The 18585-nt window shown below is 65.6% G+C and carries 17 protein-coding genes; 6 read left to right on the top strand and 11 right to left on the bottom strand.

Translation table 11 applies throughout. The annotated features are described in order from the left end of the window. The first annotated feature begins 2 nt into the window (after positions 1-2). Complete coding sequence (locus CYU59_RS04255; protein ID WP_292976239.1) at positions 3-3011, top strand: DUF499 domain-containing protein; 3009 nt, start codon at positions 3-5, stop codon at positions 3009-3011. Positions 3012-3116: 105 nt separating this feature from the next. Here the strand turns inward: CYU59_RS04255 and CYU59_RS04250 are convergent, their stop codons facing one another. From CYU59_RS04250 to CYU59_RS04210, 9 genes are all read right to left on the bottom strand, one after another. Next, positions 3117-3611, bottom strand: a complete 495-nt coding sequence (locus CYU59_RS04250) for a hypothetical protein (RefSeq protein WP_292976237.1) — start codon at positions 3609-3611, stop codon at positions 3117-3119. A gap of 102 nt (positions 3612-3713) precedes the next feature. After that, complete coding sequence (locus tag CYU59_RS04245; protein WP_292976235.1) at positions 3714-3959, bottom strand: hypothetical protein; 246 nt, start codon at positions 3957-3959, stop codon at positions 3714-3716. 83 nt (positions 3960-4042) lie between these two features. Beyond that, complete coding sequence (locus tag CYU59_RS04240; protein ID WP_292976233.1) at positions 4043-5848, bottom strand: AAA family ATPase; 1806 nt, start codon at positions 5846-5848, stop codon at positions 4043-4045. Then, complete coding sequence (locus tag CYU59_RS04235) at positions 5845-7947, bottom strand: hypothetical protein (RefSeq protein ID WP_292976230.1); 2103 nt, start codon at positions 7945-7947, stop codon at positions 5845-5847. Before CYU59_RS04235 ends, CYU59_RS04240 begins: the two co-directional genes overlap by 4 nt. Further along, positions 7944-10856 carry an ATP-binding protein gene (locus tag CYU59_RS04230; protein ID WP_292976228.1) on the bottom strand — a complete coding sequence of 971 codons (2913 nt, stop codon included), beginning with the start codon at positions 10854-10856 and terminating at the stop codon, positions 7944-7946. The genes CYU59_RS04235 and CYU59_RS04230 overlap by 4 nt, the downstream gene beginning before the upstream one ends. Next, a complete protein-coding gene (locus CYU59_RS04225) occupies positions 10850-11185 on the bottom strand; it encodes a hypothetical protein (protein WP_292976225.1) in 336 nt (111 codons plus the stop codon). The genes CYU59_RS04230 and CYU59_RS04225 overlap by 7 nt, the downstream gene beginning before the upstream one ends. A 30-nt stretch (positions 11186-11215) precedes the next feature. After that, the gene (locus CYU59_RS04220; RefSeq protein ID WP_292976223.1) at positions 11216-12142 is read right to left on the bottom strand and encodes a hypothetical protein; all 927 of its coding nucleotides are present in this window, start codon (positions 12140-12142) and stop codon (positions 11216-11218) included. After that, positions 12142-13179, bottom strand: coding sequence for a hypothetical protein (locus tag CYU59_RS04215; protein WP_292976221.1), 1038 nt, complete (start codon positions 13177-13179; stop codon positions 12142-12144). Before CYU59_RS04215 ends, CYU59_RS04220 begins: the two co-directional genes overlap by 1 nt. Then, entirely contained in the window at positions 13176-13694 is a 519-nt protein-coding gene (locus CYU59_RS04210; protein ID WP_292976219.1) for a hypothetical protein, read from the bottom strand. Before CYU59_RS04210 ends, CYU59_RS04215 begins: the two co-directional genes overlap by 4 nt. 128 nt (positions 13695-13822) lie before the next feature. Here CYU59_RS04210 and CYU59_RS04205 point away from each other — a divergent pair, with 128 nt between their 5' ends. The 5 genes from CYU59_RS04205 to CYU59_RS04185 all read left to right on the top strand — a co-directional run bounded on the left by CYU59_RS04205 (position 13823) and on the right by CYU59_RS04185 (position 16515). Beyond that, positions 13823-14209 (top strand): helix-turn-helix transcriptional regulator, encoded by a 387-nt coding sequence (locus tag CYU59_RS04205; RefSeq protein ID WP_292976217.1) that lies wholly within the window; start codon positions 13823-13825, stop codon positions 14207-14209. Beyond that, a complete protein-coding gene (locus tag CYU59_RS04200) occupies positions 14199-15044 on the top strand; it encodes a hypothetical protein (RefSeq protein ID WP_292976214.1) in 846 nt (281 codons plus the stop codon). Before CYU59_RS04205 ends, CYU59_RS04200 begins: the two co-directional genes overlap by 11 nt. Then, positions 15034-15330, top strand: coding sequence for a hypothetical protein (locus CYU59_RS04195; RefSeq protein WP_292976212.1), 297 nt, complete (start codon positions 15034-15036; stop codon positions 15328-15330). The genes CYU59_RS04200 and CYU59_RS04195 overlap by 11 nt, the downstream gene beginning before the upstream one ends. Before the next feature lie 161 nt (positions 15331-15491). Further along, entirely contained in the window at positions 15492-16148 is a 657-nt protein-coding gene (locus tag CYU59_RS04190) for a TetR/AcrR family transcriptional regulator (RefSeq protein WP_292976210.1), read from the top strand. Positions 16149-16221: 73 nt separating this feature from the next. Beyond that, on the top strand, positions 16222-16515 hold the full coding sequence (locus tag CYU59_RS04185) for a hypothetical protein (RefSeq protein ID WP_292976207.1): 294 nt from the start codon (positions 16222-16224) through the stop codon (positions 16513-16515). Here CYU59_RS04185 and CYU59_RS04180 read toward each other — a convergent pair whose 3' ends face one another. Together CYU59_RS04180 and CYU59_RS04175 are read right to left on the bottom strand one after the other, a co-directional pair. Beyond that, positions 16516-17307 (bottom strand): class I SAM-dependent methyltransferase, encoded by a 792-nt coding sequence (locus CYU59_RS04180; RefSeq protein ID WP_292976204.1) that lies wholly within the window; start codon positions 17305-17307, stop codon positions 16516-16518. It abuts the gene before it with no gap. Between the two features lie 273 nt (positions 17308-17580). After that, on the bottom strand, positions 17581-18585 hold a 1005-nt coding region (locus CYU59_RS04175; RefSeq protein WP_292976201.1), incomplete at its 5' end, for a hypothetical protein.

The raw sequence follows: 18585 nt of genomic DNA, 5'->3' as shown, positions 1-18585 counted from the left end.
CCTTGACCACGACCGTCACGCCATGGTGGAAGGCGTTGAAAATCCGGCAGGAAATCCTTTCGGCCTCAGGCCAAATCGACGACGTGCAGATGTCGTTGCACGCGGCCGTATACGGCACCGGCTCCAGCCGACCGCTCTACGCAGACGCCCGGTACTACGGCGAAATCACCCACCCCACCGAGCGCCTCGTCGACCTCCTCACCGAGATCGCCATACGCATCGGCGCCGGTGACGACTACCTCAAAGCCCGCGCAGTCACACGACTCGACCAAGGCATGGGCGGCGGCAAGTCGCACGCCTGCATCGGCGCCTTCCACCTCGCCGCCGACCCCGAAGCGCTCCTGGCAACCGAACTCGGCCGCCAAGTCAGCGCGCGCTCGAAAGCCAAGACCGGCTCCGCACTGCCCATCGACCTCGCCGGCCCCCACGTGGTCGTACTGCCCTGCGACAACATGACACCCGGCGCACCAGTTCAGGAATACGACGGGTCCGCCGCCAACAGCCTCTACGAACGCTTCCTCTTCAGGCTGTTCTCCAAGGACTACAGCCTCTACGAACGCTACAAACCATTCTGGAGCGACAAACACAAAATCGCCGAAGCCCTGCGCGCCGTCGGCCGGCCCGTCCTGATCGTCATCGACGAAGTCCTCGACTACATCGGCAACGGGCTCGACGGCGCCAACAACCCCGAACTTTCCGCCCAGGACATGGCCTTCCTGCGCGCACTCCTCGACGTCGTCAACGACGTACCCCACGTGGCCATGCTGGTCGTCATGATCGCCTCCGACGCCGACAAAACCGCCCTATCCGCAGCCGCGCAGGCGCGCCGCGATGACTTGAACTCGCGGCTGGAACGCGACGGCATGCCCGCCACCGTGACCGAAGTAGGCGATTTCGCCGACATCCTGCGCCGCCGCCTATTCGACGCCGAACCCGCCGCCGAGGTCGTCACAGCCACCGCCGACCTCTACCGGCCGGTGTTCGCCGACCGCGGATGGACCAAACAGGTCTGGGATCCCATCGGCGCCAACTGGCGCCGGAAATGGGACCAACAGGTCGCCGCCTGCTACCCGTTCCACCCCATGCTGATGGACCTCGCCAAAGAGGAATGGAGCAAAGTCACCGGATTCCAACGGGTCCGCTCCACCATCCGCATCTTCGCCGCCACCGTCTACGCCCAACAGGAACGCGGCAAAGCAGGTGAATGGGTCCCCGCCCTCATCGGGCCCGGCGACCTACCACTGTCGGACTCCGTTGTCCGTGAAGCGATCCTGGGCAGCGGCTTGGTCGAAGACGAACGCACCATCGGCAACTACCGTGCACTCGCCGAAATCGAAATCATCAACAACGACGAAACCAACGGCGCCGCACGACGCCAGGACCTTAGCCGCGAATCGCTGCTATGGAGCGCCGCCAACCCGCGCGCCGCAGAACGGGCCGCCACCCTTATCTTCCTGGCTAGCATCGTCGGCACCCTGCGCCCCAGCCGCGGCCGCGGCGCTAGCGCCCCCGAAGTCAAAGCCGCCACAAGCATTCCCGACGTGGCCTACACAATCACCGACGCCGACACCGTCGTCTCCGAACTCGTCGACCCAGAACGCGGGATGACGGCGCTGGAAACCCATGCTGGACAAGGCAACAACAAACCCGCCCACTACTACTTATCAACCCGTCTCACCCACCGCATGCTGGTCGCCGGCATCCGCCGCACCATCACCGACGCCGAACGAGACGCGGTACTCGTCGACTTCGCCAAGAAGATCGCTACCTCCGGCCCATTCCGGGAGCTCGAATTCATTCCCGCCGACCCCACCCGCACACCCGGCGAAGTTCTTCTCAACTTCGGCATCGACACCGCCTACACCACACGCCTATTCATCCTCGACCCCGCCCAATTCAGCCTTCGCAACGGAGCCGAAGCCGGCACCGTCGACGCACTCAGGGCCGCCAGCGGACTCGCACAGGGAGCAGGCCAACAGCCAGTCCAATGGGCTAGCAGCGCCGTCTTCTCCGTCATCAACACCCAACGACGCGCCCAAGCCCGAAACCTGGCCTCCGAATACCTCGCCCGCAGTAGGGCATTGGCAGCCCCGGAGGTCCAGGCCGACGAAGAACTCAAAGAAATCGGCACCCGCGAACTCGCCGACGCTCGCGACCAGCTACAAAAAGCACTGCGCCGCGCCTACCAGCACGTCGTATTCGTGGCACAACCCGACCCAGACGGGGAACGCTACCTCGACCAGACCACCTTCGACGACGACACACTGACATCCCTCAACGGAACATCGGTATGGAAAGCGTTGGCAGATAAGGACAAAGCATTCGACGTCGGCCAATTCGACGCCCAGGCATTGCTACACAACCTACGTGAACAGGACTACGGCAAGACACTGTCAGATCTGCGAGCCGCGTTCTACAGCGCCCCACGGCTACCCCTGCTCTACGGCGGAGACACAGATCTACAGCACGCCATCTTCGACGCAATAAACACCGGCGAACTTCGCATCATCGACGCGGCCGGAACCGAGGTTGCGGCGACCGCACCAGGGCAGGTGAACCTGAGCAGCGCCGGGCTGCGGATCGCACGCCCCGCACCGGCCAGTTGCCCAACATGCGCCCAGCCAGCCCACCCTGGAGCGTGCACAACCTCGACTGCGGGTTCCGGCGGTCAAGGACAAGACGCCACACCCGCCGGCGGCCCGACCACCGCCACCCCCTCGGGCTCGCCAAGCACCGCCACCAGCGGCGGATCCCCGGCCGGTGGCGGAGCGGTTGCTGCGACCCCCGCGGAGAAAAGCGTCGCCTTCTCCTTCACAACCAACCTGCTGGCCGGCCCGGACGCCGCTGACGGATTCGCGGCCGTGTTCCGGGCACTCTACCTCGCACTCGACGAGCGGCAGATCAGCTACCTACAGGGAACCCTGAACCTCGTGGCAGACGCCGCAACCGCCGAGGAACTCGGTCCCTTGCTCGCCGAACTCGGCCTCACAATCGCCATCAAAGACCTCTAAGGCACACCAGACGTTAACCCCAGGCATGTCAGTGGGTTTCCTGACTTAGCCCGCGGCAACTCAGGCCCCGGCATGGGCGCCGACATGTCCATCAAAGGTGCGTAGTCAGCAGTCTCCGCTGATGGTTAGCTGGGCACGTTGCCCGCTCATCATTTGGTCAACCGTGATTGGCCAGTAGTTCGAGCAGCCGCGGCGGTCTCGTATCGACAGCGTGTAGCCACTCGGCTGGGTTGCCGGCACCGGGAACTCCATGACGACACGAAATTCGCATGTCCCGTCGCCTTGAATTCGCCCGTAGCCCAGCACTGACTCGGCCTCGTACTCGTCAACACCTGTGGCGCCGCCGGGCCGATGCGCTATCAGATTGACCTTAGTATTGAGGTCCAGTGGATCGTCCCCGCGGATGGGGATTAGGCACTCCGGTCGGTTCGGTTCGGCGCGAGTCGCCGGGCCGGTGATGTTCGCAGCGAATCTGACGTACCCGTCGCCGGTAAGCGCGCTTGGCGCCGGCAAGCTGGCCGCCGGGGCAGGTGTCGTTTCCTTCGACGAGCACCCAGCGACAGCCAGCATCACGGTGTATGCGACGAGGACGATGCGCATGGCTAAAGCTACCCCGACCCACAAGACGGCCAGCTCCTCATTGGCGCGAACACGCGCGACGCGGATTTGCTACGGATTGGCATGTCGTGCCTAAAGTGCGCTTCAGGCCCTGTATTTCCGCTCAATCTCGCCGCCCCGAGCTACCAGCGCCCGCAGACCGGTCAGCCACGCTCTCTCCGCCGCGGGCGTTTTGCGCCGCCGGCGGAAACTGTCTGTCAGCTGATCCGCCTCGGCAACAAGCGCAACGGCATCCGCGTCATCGGCGGCGGTCAGGCCTGGGATCGACCGGATACTCACGAGGGCTGATCGGGCTTGTTTCGCGACGGCGACGACTGCTTGCGATGTCATGAATACCAGTGTCGCAGCCCGCGAGGCACGCTCCTGCAAAAATTTGGCCTCTCGGTCCACCTCAGTCACCCGGCGGTGTTGCGTTAGGGCGACACGATATTCAGCGCCGCCAGCACATCAGTCATCGCGCCATCGATGTCGTTCCGGGTGATCGTCTTGATCTTGGTCTCGTCTGCGGTGAGCAGATCGACCGTGGGATCTGCGGCCATGCGCGCCTTGGCTTTCCGCGTGGCCGCTTCGATCACGGTTCGCACGAAGCGGCCGTTACCGGCGACGTCGATCAGCTTGTGGGGTTCACCGTCGCCTGTGTTCGGGGTGGTGCACAGCCATTCGGCTGTCGCACTGAAACTGGACAGCGCCGCGGGCTCGATGACGATATTGAACCGCGTCGCGAACAGTTGCGCGATCTCCACGGTGTCTTGCGGCTCACACGACGGGAACTCCAATTGGAACGGAAACCGTGACCGCAGACCAGGGTTGGCCCCAAACATCAGCCTCAGGGGCGTGGCATAGCCAGCCATGGCGATCATCGTGTCGTGACGATGGTCCTCGGCAAACTTCATGATCGTGTCCAGGGCGATCCGGCCGAAATCGCGCTCGTTGTCTGCGATGTAGAGGTCGGGGGCTTCATCGACGAACAGCGCCCGACCCCGCGCCGATTCCAGGACCAGCGATGTCTTGGCCTCGGTGTCGCCGATGTGCGCGCCCACCAAGTCCTTACGGGACACTTCGATGAACTCCGGTGACTCCAAAAGACCTAGTCCGAAGTACATTTCGCAAATTAGCCGCGCGATCGACGTCTTCGCGCTTCCCGGCGGGCCGACCAACGTCATGTGCAGCGTGTCGCGTTCACCGATCTGCAGGCCGCGCTCGGCCATCTTCATGTCATAGACCTTGACGTTCTTCAGTTCCATAACGTGCTCTTTGACCCGCCGCAGACCGATGAATTCCTGCAACTCCCGCTCGGCGCGTTCAAGGACTTTGCCGGCCTCTTGGCGCTGCTGTGCTTTGCGCAGGTCGGCCACACTCGGCCCCGATTCGGGGTCCCAGCGGTCCCGGCGAGCGCTGATCGCTTCCGCGGTGGTTATCGCTGGGCCATACGTCGGGTCCTCGAGCGCGGCTGCGGCATCGGCGTGCAGCTGGCCGTCGATGCTGGCGGCACCGAATTCCTTGCGGGCCGCCGCCTCGTTGCCCAGCGCCCGCTGGCACAGTCCCCGATACAGTGCAGCTTCAGCCAGCAGATGCCGGGTGTCGGTTCCCTGCCGGTCTAGCATCGCCTCCTCGGCCAGCTCCGACATCGAGTCCAGCGTGGCTAATGCGGCGTCGAATTGGCCTAGACCCGTCTGGGCGATCCCTTTGAGAAGCCTGGTGGCCGCCTCCACGATCGCGTTATGCGCAGGAGCAGGCCGCGAGGTCCAGGTGAGCACGTCGGGCCAGCGTCGGGTGATGAAATACAGTGTGGCGCCGACGAATCGGTGGATTTGCGCTTGCTCAGGCTCGGCGCTGACGTTCGCCTCGTCGAGGATGATCCCCGCTTCGTCGTAGTTGGCGTCACCGATCAGGGTCGCGGCGTAGGCCAGCGCGATCCCGACCGGGGTGTGTGGGTAGAGGTCAATCAAAAACGGTGTATGCACGGTCGGGGCCAGCGCAGAATCACTTAGCCCGAAGCGGCGGGTTTCGCGGTGCAGCGTCGACAGGGCGCGATAGGCCCCGCCGAGCGTCGCTGCGCTCACCTCGCCTGCCACCGCCAGCCCCATCCAGGCATCACACATGCCGGGGTCTTCTTCGGTGGCGCGGGTGAATGCATCGCGGGCCGACCAGTGGTCGGGGACGGTTCCGCCCACCCCGAGGTGGGTGATTCCCTGGTCGAAATTCTCGCGGGCGGTCACCGGCGGTCATCCCCTCGTGGTCGTGGCGGTGTCTGAAATTCTACGGCCGCCTCGACGGGCGCCTGGTCGCTGTCCGTGGGTGCGAACGGCAGGGCGGGGTCTTGGTCAGGTGACCCGCCGGTGCTGTCCATCGACGTTGGACGCTGCGCGCGCGCTGGGCGGCGCGGCGTGCTGGTCAATCCCGGCGGGACCTCGGAATACGCGGGCTGGTCGGCGGGGCGGTCGAACGGCGGCGACGGTGGTGGCGTTTCGTCACCAGGCCCGCGTTCGTGGTCTGTCCGCTCGGGGTGCGCTGCGCCGTTGGTGCGGTGGCCGCGCAGATGCTTGGCGGCCTCGCTGACAACGACGGCCGGAACGACCACCTCGGGGGCCGCGACCGTGGCCGCGCCCTCGGCTGCCGCCGCCGCGCCTCCTTCGGCGCCGATCTCGGCCGCGGTGCCGGCAGCCTCGCCCGCGCTTGCGCCGCTAGCGGCCCTGCCCGCCGTCTGTGTCGCTGCGGTCGGCGCGCTGTCGGGGCGCGGCCGGCCGGGGCGGGGCTTGACGACATCAAATCCCGGCACAGACTCGGTCGCTGCGTCGTCGGTGGTGTCCCCACCGACCTGGGCGTCGGGATCGTCACCAGGGCCGCGCCGAAAGCGGTCGATCACCCCGCGGGCCTTGCGTCCGGCGTCAGCGAAGTTGTTGTACTCATCGCGCACCCCGTCGCGCGCTGAGCCCCAAGCGAAGGCGAGGTGGTGGCCGATCGTGCCGAAACCATCGGTGTAAAAGTGCTTGTCGATGTAGCGGAACAACATGATCCCGATGGCGGACCCGATGCTGGCCATCAACAGGCGTGCGACGACGAATGCGCCGCCGCGTCCGAGCTGCGGTGTGGTCAGTGTCCAGCCCATACCTTCGGCGGCCAATGCCAAAAACACTGTGAAGATGATCATTTCGACACCGTGCAGCAACACCTGTGAGCCGCAGCGGATGGCGAATGCTTTGCCCCGCTGCCATCCGGTCATGCCCATCATGGCCGCCGGGACCACCACAATGCAGTAGTAGGTGGCCTTGACTCCGACCAGCATTGTGCTCAGTCCGACATACCAGTGAAAGACCCCGATCCAGAAGGCGGCGAACAGGAATACCAAACCCAGCACGAAGTCGTTGGCCCCCAACTGCTGAGCGTGGGCCAAGGCTTGCGGTGCCCCGCAAGTCGCCATCGCGTGCGCGGGTCCGTCCCCCGTTCCATGCGCGGCGAGGATGGCTTGGCTCCAGGCGTGCCGGCAGCTGCCGATGTCGTCGACCACCATGCCGAAGTTCTGAAGCTGAAGGGCGGGCCGTGCGGTCGCTGAAATCAGCTGCGCGACAAGCGCGTCAAGCTGAGCGTCCAGCGATCCGCCCGGGGCGTACGATGCCTGCCGGGCATCCTGGGCTATCTGAAAACCCGTGGCGCGGGCCATCCCCAACAGCCCATGATCGCTGACCATGTCGTCGATAGGATTGCGAAACACCGTCCACACCAATGCCGTCAACACCGCCGCGGTACCCAACAGATTCAGGCCCCGCCCGGGTTGCCCGCTGCGGTAGTAGTGGCCCGCCAAGATCACACACACCGCGATCGCCAACGGTCCCAGCCACATCTGGCTGACAAGCAGGTGGACTGCCGCGAAGACAGGGCGGCCGATCTGCGCCAACGCGAGCAGCCAGGAACTTGACAGCGCGAACTTCAACAGCCAGAACGCAATTCCGAGGCCGAACACGATCAGGGCGGCCTCGTTGGTCAGCCACCACGCGACCGTGCCGTGGGTGATCGCCGCGTTGGTCGCCTTGATTACCCACGCCGCCCACGACGTCGGATTCAAGCCCACTCCCTGGCCGTTGTTCAGGGTGGCTTCGGTCGTGTCGACCACCGACAAGAAGTAGTCCGCTAGCGGGACACCATCGCTGTCGTGTAATCCCGTCCAGCCCAGCGCGGCCGACCCGACCGCGGCCGAGGCTCGCGGTGCGGCCACGACGGCCCACAGGCACAGCACATACAGCGCGGTCATCGCGCCCACGGCCACCCGCAGACGGGGGTGGTAGACGAGCCAGGCCGCCAGCGTCTCCGATTGCCTCACGCGGTCGCCGCCGTGGAATCGAAGGCGCGAGCCTGCTCTGGTGTCGGGGCGCCGAAGAACTGGACGCGGGCGGGTCGGCCCAGTTCGTCGACCGCGAACCCTTCACCAAGCCGGTGGGGATCGACAGCGCCGGCTTCGATCACGTGCTGGCCCCACTCGTCGCCGGACAGTACGTCCTCGTCGGCGGTGTTACCGGGGCTGGTGTCCTCGCTGAGCGCGCTGACCAGTTGTGGATACATATCGGGGTCGATGCGCGCCCATTTCAACGTGGCGTAGGCCAGCTCGGGGTCTTGGACGCGGAAGATCCACTTCTGGGTGATGAACTTGTCGCCCATCGGCGCTAGGTCCCGGTAATCCTGTGTGATGAGCCATATTCCGGTGGCGTGCTTGCGTCCCCGGCGGGTGATCTTGTGGGCGATGCGCGCGGTGGTGGTGAACGCGCACAGCTCGGCGCACTCTTCGAAAATCATCACGTCAAAGACGTCGAGACGGTCGAACATATAGCGCTGTTCGAGTTCGATGAGCAGCCCGTAGATGGCCATTCCGGCGCGTTGCGGCCCGGACAGCTTGTTGTACAGCTCTGCGTTGGTCAGGTCATCGGCATCTGGTAGCGCCAGGTTTCCGGTCAGGTACACCGTGGCCGGTGAGTCTTGAGGGCGATACGGCGGCAAGGTGTCATCGAACAGCCCTGGGAAGTCCTCTTCGGCTGTTTCCAGGCGCAGCAGCAGTTCGTCGTCGTCGGCGCCGGGCTGGGTTCGCAGGTAGTCCATCAATGCCCGGTGGCTGGTGATGCCGTGGGCGGCGCGGGTATCGGCACGCACCAGCCGCCGGTATCGCTTGGCAAGGATGCTGTCGTGGGGCAGCCCAATCCAGGGCAGGATGTGCGCGGCGGCGATGCGGCCGGCAATGTTGGCCGCGAAGATGACCAGCGGGTCATAGCAGAACTGCGCCGTGGTGGGGTCGACGAACCGCACGCCCGCGATCAGGGTGAGCGCGTTTTTCCATTCGGCGATGGTGTCGGGCTCGAAGATCACGGCCCGCGCGCCGCGCAGGATCAGGTCGAACGTAGAGAGCTTGGTGCGGTTGGATTTTCCGCCACCGGGGTCGCCGACCACCGCCAGTCCGGTGTTTTTGTTGCGCCGCGCGGTCCCTTCGGGGTCATGCAGGATGATGGAGGGACGCATCGTGGTCTGGTCGACCGCCAGGGCGCTGCCCCTGATGTTGCCGACCCGGCCGGAGATGAGCGGCAGAAACAGCGACCACTTGTCGGCGCTGGTCGGGATACGGAATTCATCGAGATAGCAGCGGTTTTCGCTGCCGGTGTTGAACGCTTTCCACAGCAGCGTATGCGAGCCGCGGCGTCGCTTGACCGCGATGCCAACGGTGTCGAGTTCTTGCCGGATCTGTTTGACCGCGTCGTCGAGCACGTCAGGGGACGCCGCACCCACGGCGATGATCACCGTATGGTCGAGTTCGCGTTCGGCGGGGTTGGCGTTCAAATGCGAGGTGTAGGCGCGGGTGCGGGACAGCTTGCGGGGCAGCTCGTCGCTTTCGGCGCCGCGCTTGCCCCGCTGACGCATTTGGTCCTGAATGTTTTTGGTGTTGCGGTAGTTCACCGCTTTGGCGTCATCGGGCGTGCGGATGTTGATGTGCTGGGTCCACTCGATGCTGGCCTGGGTAGTGACGTTCAGCAGCGCGTTCAGGTACGCCGCACGCGGGAACGCCAAGCCCGACTCGGGAAAGTGTTCGACCGTCAGGAACGTCTGATAGCTTGCGGGCCGCGCGGGGTTATCGGGATCGTAGACGCGAACCAGAGGCGCGAAACTGGCTCGCCACCAGGGGCGCTCAGCGTTGCCGCCTTCGTCGAACGCGGTGCGGGGGAAATCGTGCGCCGCCGGTGCGACCGGTCCCACTCCCGCGGGCGGGATCGGCTCGTGCATGACGCCCAGCATCGTGCGGTGGCGCCGGTACCACAGGATCTGCGCCGGCGTCGCGGCCCGGATGTTGAAGTCGTTGGGCAGCGCTTGGATGATTTTGCGGGCAACGGTGGCGTAATGGTGAATCGAGGTGTCGGAGTCTTTGTCGCGTCCGCTGACCCAGTCCCAGGCGCGCCGGCCCTGGCCCAGCGGGGTTCTGCCTTCGACTCCGGCGTCCACGGGCACGGTGAGCCAAAACCGTGGCCGTACAGGGCCGTAGAAGCCATCACCGTCCCATTTGTTCGGGTTGGCGATCACAGGTATCCAATGCCGGCACTGCCTAATCCACGCTGCGTTGGTGGCGTGCGGCCCGACCATCGCCCGCAAGATGGCGTTTTGATCCTCAGCCACCAGCAGCCCACGCAGCTGCGAGCCGGACGGAAGATAGCGGCCCAGGCTGCGGGTGAGCTGGGCGGCGCGACGGTGCACGTTCAGCGACCGCATGCTCACCGACAGACCGTCGATCAGGAACTCCGCGTAAACCCCGCCAGCGGTGAACACCAAGTTGCCCTCCACCCGCTCCGGCGGGTCCAGCGTCGCATCAGTGCGCAATCCCGTCGCGCTCCCGTTGGCGTGTGAGGTGACGACGTGCGGAGGCCGGAAGGTGTTGCGGGCGAACACGAGTCGCGTGGACAGCGACGGCCGCCCCTTGGGCAGCAGCAACCGCATCGCGACCACCGTGGCAACGCACAGCGCCGCCCCGGCACCCAGCGCATACAGTGTGGTCCCGGCAGGACGGCTCTCGACCCACCACAACGTCGGACCGGCGATCAGTGCGATCGCGACCCACTCGGCAGGGCGGTAGGGTCCACCGGGCCACTGCTGGCCGGGTGCGGCTTCCCCGATGTGGACGTCGATGTCGCGGATGCCCGACCACGCCTCAGCCTTTTCGGTGGGACGCAGCGGCGCACCGGTGGGGGCGTTGGTCACCATCCGCGGTTGCTGACATTGGATGAACCGACCCCGCCGGGTAGGTGTTCGAACTCCTGGTTACCGCGCTGATAGATGCCGATGATGTGCATGACGACGACCGCGAGCGCGATGCCGCCGCCGATCGCGGATATCGCGGCGCCGGTGCCCTGCTTGTGATGCGCGCGCATAGCGCGAACCACCCCGCTGCCAAGGAAGTACGTGCCACCGAGCCCCAAAATGATGTAGAGCAACTCGTGGGCCATGTTGATCAGGCCAGCGCCAGCAGCCTGGTAGGTGGCGTGGGCTGCCAACAGCTGCACGTTCGTGATGTGCGTGGATGGGTCGATCATGATGTATTCCTCTTTCTTTCGTGGTGGTGGCTAATGCGACGGGGAGGTGGGTGCCGGTACGGGCGTGGGTGTGGCGTTAGACAGCACGGGTACGGCGTCGATCTGGGCGACGAACCAGGTGCCGCCCACCGAGCGCAACGTCAATGGATACGACAGCGCCACCGACGAGTAGTCGGATCGGCGGGCCGACACTTCTATGTGGGCGGCCAATTCGGCGTTATCCGAAGGATTGTCGGGCGGGTTACTGTCGAGCTGCGCGGTGGCCAGGGTCGCCGCGGAATAGGCACCTATCGGTGTTATGCCGGAGTCGGTGGTGATGAACCGTTCCAGGCCGCCGGTGTTGGTCAGCAGCGCCGCCGCGAACCCCGACAGCATAGTGAACAGCGGGCTGTTGGCGGCGACACTCACGGAATAACCCAGGGGCACAGCGGCTCCGGGCGGCGGCGGATCGGCGCGGCCGATGCGGTCGAGCGCCTGGATGCCTTTGTCGCGGTAGACCGCGACGGGAAGCTGGTAGAACGCCGTGATGGGAGGCGCCGAAGGGTACGGCCGTTCGTCGACCTGAACGATCACGCTGTAGACCGTGATGTCGTTAGGCAGTGATCGGGGCTTTGATGAGGTCCAGGCGGTCGGATTGGACACCGTCATCGACGACGTGGTCGGTAAGGCGTAAGGCCGGCCATCGGGAAAGCACCGCGTCAAATTCGTTGCACTGGAGGCGGTTGCGGTAAGAAGGCCGTTGACGCAGTCCTCCGCGAATGCCTTGACCGGATCGGTTTCGTTGATGACCGAGCGCGCAACCGCCGCGACCGGCGGCGGGTCGGCGGGCACAATGAACCGCCACAGCAGCGCCAGGCCGTTGATCGCCGAGCTGGCCACCAAGACGACCAGAGCCAAGCGCCCGCCCCCGTGGCCCAACGTGGTCAGTCGACGCTTCCACACATTGCTGATCTGCATCACTTCGCCTTGTGCCCAATGATTTTGATGCCCGAGACGGCGAAGGTCCCGTCGCTGAGGTCGCGGTCTTGGCTGGTACCCGATCCGTTGGCAGCCGGGCCGTTCGGCGCCCCCGCTGGTCCACCGAGAATCCCGCTGAACGGTCCCTGGTCCTCTGTTGAGGTCGGTGCCGGTGTAGCCGCGACCGGTCGGCTCGTTTGCCGGATGATCACGGTTATTTTCGAGGCACTGATGTTGGGGACCGGCTGGACGGCCTCCCCATGCACGTCACCGGTCGTTTGGTCGATACCGGTATTGGCCACGTCGTTGAAACGCCACGTCAGCAGGCTCACCACACGGTGTTGCAACCACGGATCACCGCCGGAGCCCTGCGCCGGGGCGGTGTCGCCAGGGATGATGCTGACCGCAGTAATGACGTAGGAATGCTCAATTCCGGCCGGGCCCAACGTGATGTAGAGCGGCTGACCATCGGTGTGGCGCACGCAGATCCACGGCGAGGGCCGTTCGGGATCGGCGACCGAATTAGCCGACGTCGAGCCGCCCGCACAGTCGGCCCGGGCAGTGAAGGGCAGCGGACGATCCTCGGTGTCAGGCGCAGCGGTCGTCGGAGCCGCCGCCAGGGTCGGCGCCGGAGCAGGCCGCGACGGATGCACCCGTGGCGGCGCAGCATCAGGCCCCGACAGCACCACCCCGAGAGCGGTGGCGACCGTGGCCACTACGGCCACCCCGGCGAAAGCGCCGAGCACCCACGGGGTGTAGCGGCGTGGCCGCACATCTGTGCCGTCAAGTTCGCCGCCGTCAACCCCGTCGTCGTCAACCACGTCGGTGGCGACCCGATCGGCTGGCGGCTCACTCCCCGGCTCGTCGTCGTTCTCGGCGTCCACGTCGTCGAATTCCTCTGCCTCGTCGTCTGTTTCTGCACTCGCGTCGTCGAGGTCAACCGGAATAGCGCTCACCCGAGCGTCCACGTCGTTGCTGTCGCCGGCGACGTCGACACCGATCTGGCGCAGCCACTGCTGATCGGAAACCGAACTCATGGCCGCCGCCGCACTTCCCGGCGTCCCGACGTGCGCCGGGACGCGGCATTGGGCCGGTGCTGGTGGGTCGCAGGCATCCGCGGCACGCGCGGCAACTCCTGCGCCGAGACGTACAGATAGCCGTCCGCGCGATCAGCGAGCAGGCCACTGTCGTGTCCGCGCACCACAAACGAGCGGTCCTGGTGGGCGATGACCGGCGGCAACGACGCTGCCCGACCCGCAACTGGAAGCGCACGCGCGGGCGCAACTGAGACCGCCGGCGGCCGCGGCGTTGGTAGCGGGCCCTCGCCGAGCGGCGCTGGACCTTGAGCCGGGTGCTCCCACCCCCACGGTGCGTCGATGTGATCGCGGTTGGCACGCCGTTCGCGCCACCTACGCCACACCTTGATGCCGATCCAGATCCAGGCCGCCAACCCCAGCAGCGGCGCCAGTTTGACGAGCAGCTCGACAACCGCGCACACCACTACGACACCGACGGTCATCAGCACGCCCAGGACCGCAACCAGCGTCTTCATCGTGGCCTCCCTTCCGTGGCCGGATTCCGACCCGCCAATAGGCAGCTTTGAGCCCAACCGTAGGCAGGATAAGCAGAGTTGTCCACAGTCATAGACGACAATGGTTGATTTTAGTTAGGTTCATAGGCGTGAATGCACCTTTGAACGGACCCGCCCGGCTCGACTTCTACGTCTCCGAACGCCTGGCCGTCCTGCACATGACCCGCGCCGAATTGGCCCGCCGCGGCGGACCCAACCGCTCGACGCTGCACAAATCCACCGCCGGATCGCGCAGCATGTCCCCGGCGACGCTGGCTCGCCTCGATGAAGCTCTCGGATGGGCGCACGGCTCTGCTCGAGCCGTTCTCGACGGCGGGGAGCCCGTCACGCCCCAACACCACGACGCCAGCGCCCACACTGTCCTGGCCGCGGCCGAAGGCCTGATCAGAAACGCGGGCGACATCCTCGCCGACGCCGGCCTGCTGCTATCGGAACTGCTTGCGCGCCCTGCAACCCAGCCGGACCATGCCGGCTGACATCTTCGACGAGCGACGCCGCGCCTGGATCGCCGCCCACGCAGGCGTTTTCCTGTTCCAAAAGCGCCGCGCCGAGCTGCTGGCCAAACAGATCCGCGCCCGCACCCGCTCTCAGGTCGGTGCCCGCCCTGACCCCCACGACGACAACGTGACCCCGCCGCTGCCGCTGCGCTCCCCCCGAACCCCCAGCGGCACAATGGAAAACCTCCTCGTCTTGGTGTGCGCGATCGCCGCGCCCCTGGGCTGGCCGATCGGCAGACTCGGCTACCAGCTCGTCAAAACCCTGATCCCCGAACGGCTTCGCGCCTACCCGATCCCGGCCCTGATGTGGAGCGCCGCGCTGGCTGCGCTGCCGCTGCTGTTCTACAGCCCCGCCCTTTCGCTGACCTCCGAACTCGTCACCCCATGGCTACTGGCCCAAATCCCCGCGACCCTGCTCACCGCAAGCATCTACGGCGTCTTGGAAGGATGGCTGGCCGTCGAAGGATCAAGCCACTGGTGGCCACTAACACCACCGGCCCCCGAGGTCGACGACAACTCCCTGCTGGGCCCAACCAGGCTGCCGATGACCACCCTTCTCGATCCGGCTCCCGAGCCGCCGACCGCGCGTCGCCTGCCGCCCTCGCTGCACGTGCGTCGCGCCACGCCCCCACCCATCAACTGGGCGCCACTGCTCATCGCCGCCGCGATCAACCTCGCCATCGCGACCTGGTGCCTCATCAACGCGCTCGGCGACCTGTTGGGTCCGGCCGACCAACACCTCGCACCCGCCTCCGACACCGTCACCGCATCCGCACCGGCCGCAGCTAAAGAAGGAAAAAGTCATGCCCGCTGATCCCGACGCCGCCACCGCCGTGCACCGCTGCCGCGCCCGGGACTGCCCCACGGAGGTCCCCGCCGAGGTGTTCATGTGCCCGCAGCACTGGTCGAAGGTCCCGGCCGCCCTGCGGGATTCGCTTAAACAGACCATGCCGTCCGGGCAGGAGATCGACGACCGCCCGTCCGCTGAATTCCTAACCTTCGCCAAGGCCGCCATCGCCGAAGTCGCCCATAAAGAGGCGCGCCAGCGGGGTCGCACACCGCGCGCCCCGAAGAAGCCGGTGCAACTCGCACTCTTCTGAATAACGTTGCGCCTAAGCTTTTTACAGGCAAGCGCGCTCGCACCTGTCGGCCGAACAGTCGGACCAGGCGACGGCCCTTGCCGGCTGTCGGCGAACCCGCCCGCCACAACTTCTCGCGCAGATCCTCCCGTTCGCGGTCCGAGAGCACTACGGTGAGCCTCGTGGTCAGTCCGTTCGCCGAACCGGATCACTTCGCCCCCGAAGACCGCCCTCAACGTCGCCGCATCTGCCTGGCGGCCATGGAGTGCTTCGCGGCGCTCGGCTCTGAAGCCGCGTCGATGCGCATGGTGGCGGAGACCGCCGGCGTGTCCATCGGCCAAGTTCAGCATCACTTTGGCACCAAAGGCGCCCTGATCGAGGCCGTCGACCAGGAACTGATCGCCATCCTCATGGAGGCCGCCCCGCTATCGGCGCCACCACCCGACCCTGTCGCCGACGTCAGCCACCGCTTGACCACCCTGATCGCCGAACATCCCGACGCGATCGACTACCTGGCGCGCCTGCTGATCGACGACCACCAGACCGGCCGACGAATCTTCGACCTGCTCCTCAACATCGGCCGATACCAGTGGGACTACCTGCGCGACCAGGGAAGCTTGCGCCCTGACCTCAACCCAACCTGGGGCGCACTCAACCCGCTTATCCTCGTCTTAGGCACGTTGATGTTGCGGTCCCACATCTCCAGGCAACTGCCTGAGCCGCTAGATTCGCCCGACCAGCTCCGCACCTGGGAAGCCGCGGTCGACAACCTGATCCGGGGCGGCCAGCTGCGCGACCCGCACCCAACCGACGAGGCACCACCTCCGCCGACAGCCTGAGCGCTGGCAAGCCACACCTCGCTTCCCGGCGCACGCGCGCTCCTGCGCCTCAGAACCTCCAGAAGGACTACCAATGAACCCGATACCACATGCCAACGAAGAACGTGCCAACGAGTTGGCGGCGAAGGTCTCTGAATTTCTCCGCACTTACCCGGACCCTTCGTCAGCCGAGAACGTGGCCAAGACGATCCAGGTGGACGGGGTCGCCGTCGCGGCGACCCGTTTCAGACTCGACTTTGAGCGCGGGGCGCGGGGCCGAGCTCTCGCTGATGCCTTCAATAGATGGTACGGATCCGTCACCGACGCGGACTATGAGGAGCTGCAGCGCGCTAGTCGCGAATATGAAACACTTCGTGGCCCCGATTAGCTAGCTATAGCTAGCACCCTCGCCGGCCAGATAGATCTCGCGGCTTGCGATGGTGACCTGGGGTGCCCATGCCCGAGTACGGATGCGGACATCGATGGTCGGGTCGGCGTGACGGGCCAGTGCGCGCATCGCCGACGGACTGTAGGCACGCAGAGAGCTGATTAAGCCGTCGTGCGCGAAGGGGTGGAACGCGGCGAACGGCAGGAACACCCCCAACTGGAGGATGTGCAGAACCGATGGTAGCCGGGGCAGGTCGATGATCATCAGCTTTGTCGCGACCCGGGTGCCCTCGGTGAAGACTCGCGAGGCCAGCGGTGGTGCAAGGTGGTGGAACCCCAACGCGAAGACGACCAGGTCGAAGTGTCCGTCGGGCGCGTCGATCGCCGTCGCGTCCATTGTGCCGATTGTGGCGCGGGGGTCGTGGCCCAGGTCGCCGGCGACCAGGTCGGCCACCGAGGCCCGGTCGAGGTCGGTGACGGTGACCTTCGCGCGGGGATGCAGCTCGAGCAGTTTGCGTGACAGTCCGCCGTGGCCGGCGCCGAGTTCTAGGATTCTCGGGTCGGGGACCTCGGCAACCTGGTTGATCGCGAGCAGCGCGAACTTCTCGTGGTTGTTGGACAGTCTGCCGATCCGTTCCAAGGAGCGGACGATGCGTCGCTTCACCCGATCGTCGACGTCGTCGCGATCCAGGTACTCAGAGCGGTCGGTCTGTAGGCGCCGATCCAGCCAAGACGCATCGGGACCGCCCCGCGGCATGCGGTCGATGTCACCACGCTCGGGGACAGATGTCATTTGCGTTCTCCGGTCAGGTAACTCTGGGTCGCATCGCTGCCGTCATGGACCACAGCGCCACGTGATGCCGCGTCAATTGTTGGGCTTCCCTAGTCCGATTCTGTACGAGGGCGGCAACGCTCGCCGTCGGGTCAAGCCGTAATCGGGAACGCAGGCAGATCGACCTGTTCCCTGTTAGGCCGAATCGGCACCGCGCACCTAATCGGGAACAGTCATACACGCTCAATTTGAACCCCAGATAAGTCACGCGGGTGAGGCGCCGACGCGCACTCCTCAGGACTGGTGATCCCGGCGGTAATTCTGTGCTGCCGAAGTCTGTTTCAGGAATTCCTGCGGTGGACACTCCAGGGCATCGACCACCTTTGCGCGCATCCCGCTATATGGATCGGTGCCGGTGAACAGAAATTTGTGCGCACCTTGCTCACGGGCATCGGGCTTCGACTGCGCCAAGACGGTCATCCAGTTCTCCTCGGTGCAGTCGCTGCGCACAACATAGGTGGCATGCTCGCCTGCCAGCGGACTGATAGCGACAGCATGATGCCCAGAGCCGTTGGCGGACTTGATGGTTAAGACCACATAGTGGTTGGTGAAGCCGTCGGACGACGCGGTCCCTTCATGCCACTCGCACTGGTCGACGCCGAAGTGCTTCTCGATTTCCTCCAACACCGCGACCCGCTGTTCGTCGACCTGGTGGCCGCGGTAGAGCCCAGAGGATCGCAGGCCGCGGAGATACGTCCGCAGCTGCTCACCGCGGGGCAGTACCACGAACGACAGTCCGTCGATCACCGGGCGTGGAGTCTTCACGGTGGCGACGATGTCTTGGAATTGCCGCAGGAAGTCATACCGTCCCGCGCGTAGCGCGACCAGTTCTGTATGCGCATGGCGGAAAAATTGGCCGAGCGGTACTTCGTCGGCCATCAAGAGCGCTTCGACATCCTCCACGAGCTCGTTGAGACGCGTTATCGCGGACTCCAGCGATGTGTTGGTCTCCACGAGTTGATCTGGTGCCGGTGGCCGAATCCGGTCAAGCATGTCCCACAGGCGCCGCTCGCAGGCCGGGCTCGCGATGGCGAGAACGACAGCAAGTCGCAGAAAGTGATACCCGTCCCGCACGCGGCGCAGCTCATCGGCTGCTGAACGTCCGATGTCGTCGACATCGGTGAGGTCGCTGAACTCAGCATCGAGCACACGGTTCGCCAGGACCGGCTGTTCAAGAACGGCACCATGGGCGTGGGTGATCTGCTCGGCGAGCTGCTTCTCGGTGTCGATGACGTGCGC

This window comes from Mycobacterium sp. (assembly GCF_002863225.1).
Lineage (GTDB): Bacteria > Actinomycetota > Actinomycetes > Mycobacteriales > Mycobacteriaceae > Mycobacterium.
The sequence above is the reverse complement of the archived record's forward strand: the minus strand, read 5'-3'. Positions and strand labels throughout refer to the sequence as shown.

Coding starts and splice junctions, on each gene's coding strand:
- CYU59_RS04250 (WP_292976237.1), bottom strand. CDS start 3,611: ATGCGCATCGTCCTCGTCGCATACACCGTGATGCTGGCTGTCGCTGGG.
- CYU59_RS04245 (WP_292976235.1), bottom strand. CDS start 3,959: ATGACATCGCAAGCAGTCGTCGCCGTCGCGAAACAAGCCCGATCAGCC.
- CYU59_RS04230 (WP_292976228.1), bottom strand. CDS start 10,856: ATGGTGACCAACGCCCCCACCGGTGCGCCGCTGCGTCCCACCGAAAAG.
- CYU59_RS04225 (WP_292976225.1), bottom strand. CDS start 11,185: ATGATCGACCCATCCACGCACATCACGAACGTGCAGCTGTTGGCAGCC.
- CYU59_RS04220 (WP_292976223.1), bottom strand. CDS start 12,142: ATGCAGATCAGCAATGTGTGGAAGCGTCGACTGACCACGTTGGGCCAC.
- CYU59_RS04215 (WP_292976221.1), bottom strand. CDS start 13,179: ATGAGTTCGGTTTCCGATCAGCAGTGGCTGCGCCAGATCGGTGTCGAC.
- CYU59_RS04210 (WP_292976219.1), bottom strand. CDS start 13,694: ATGAAGACGCTGGTTGCGGTCCTGGGCGTGCTGATGACCGTCGGTGTC.
- CYU59_RS04200 (WP_292976214.1), top strand. CDS start 14,199: ATGCCGGCTGACATCTTCGACGAGCGACGCCGCGCCTGGATCGCCGCC.
- CYU59_RS04195 (WP_292976212.1), top strand. CDS start 15,034: ATGCCCGCTGATCCCGACGCCGCCACCGCCGTGCACCGCTGCCGCGCC.
- CYU59_RS04185 (WP_292976207.1), top strand. CDS start 16,222: ATGAACCCGATACCACATGCCAACGAAGAACGTGCCAACGAGTTGGCG.
- CYU59_RS04180 (WP_292976204.1), bottom strand. CDS start 17,307: ATGACATCTGTCCCCGAGCGTGGTGACATCGACCGCATGCCGCGGGGC.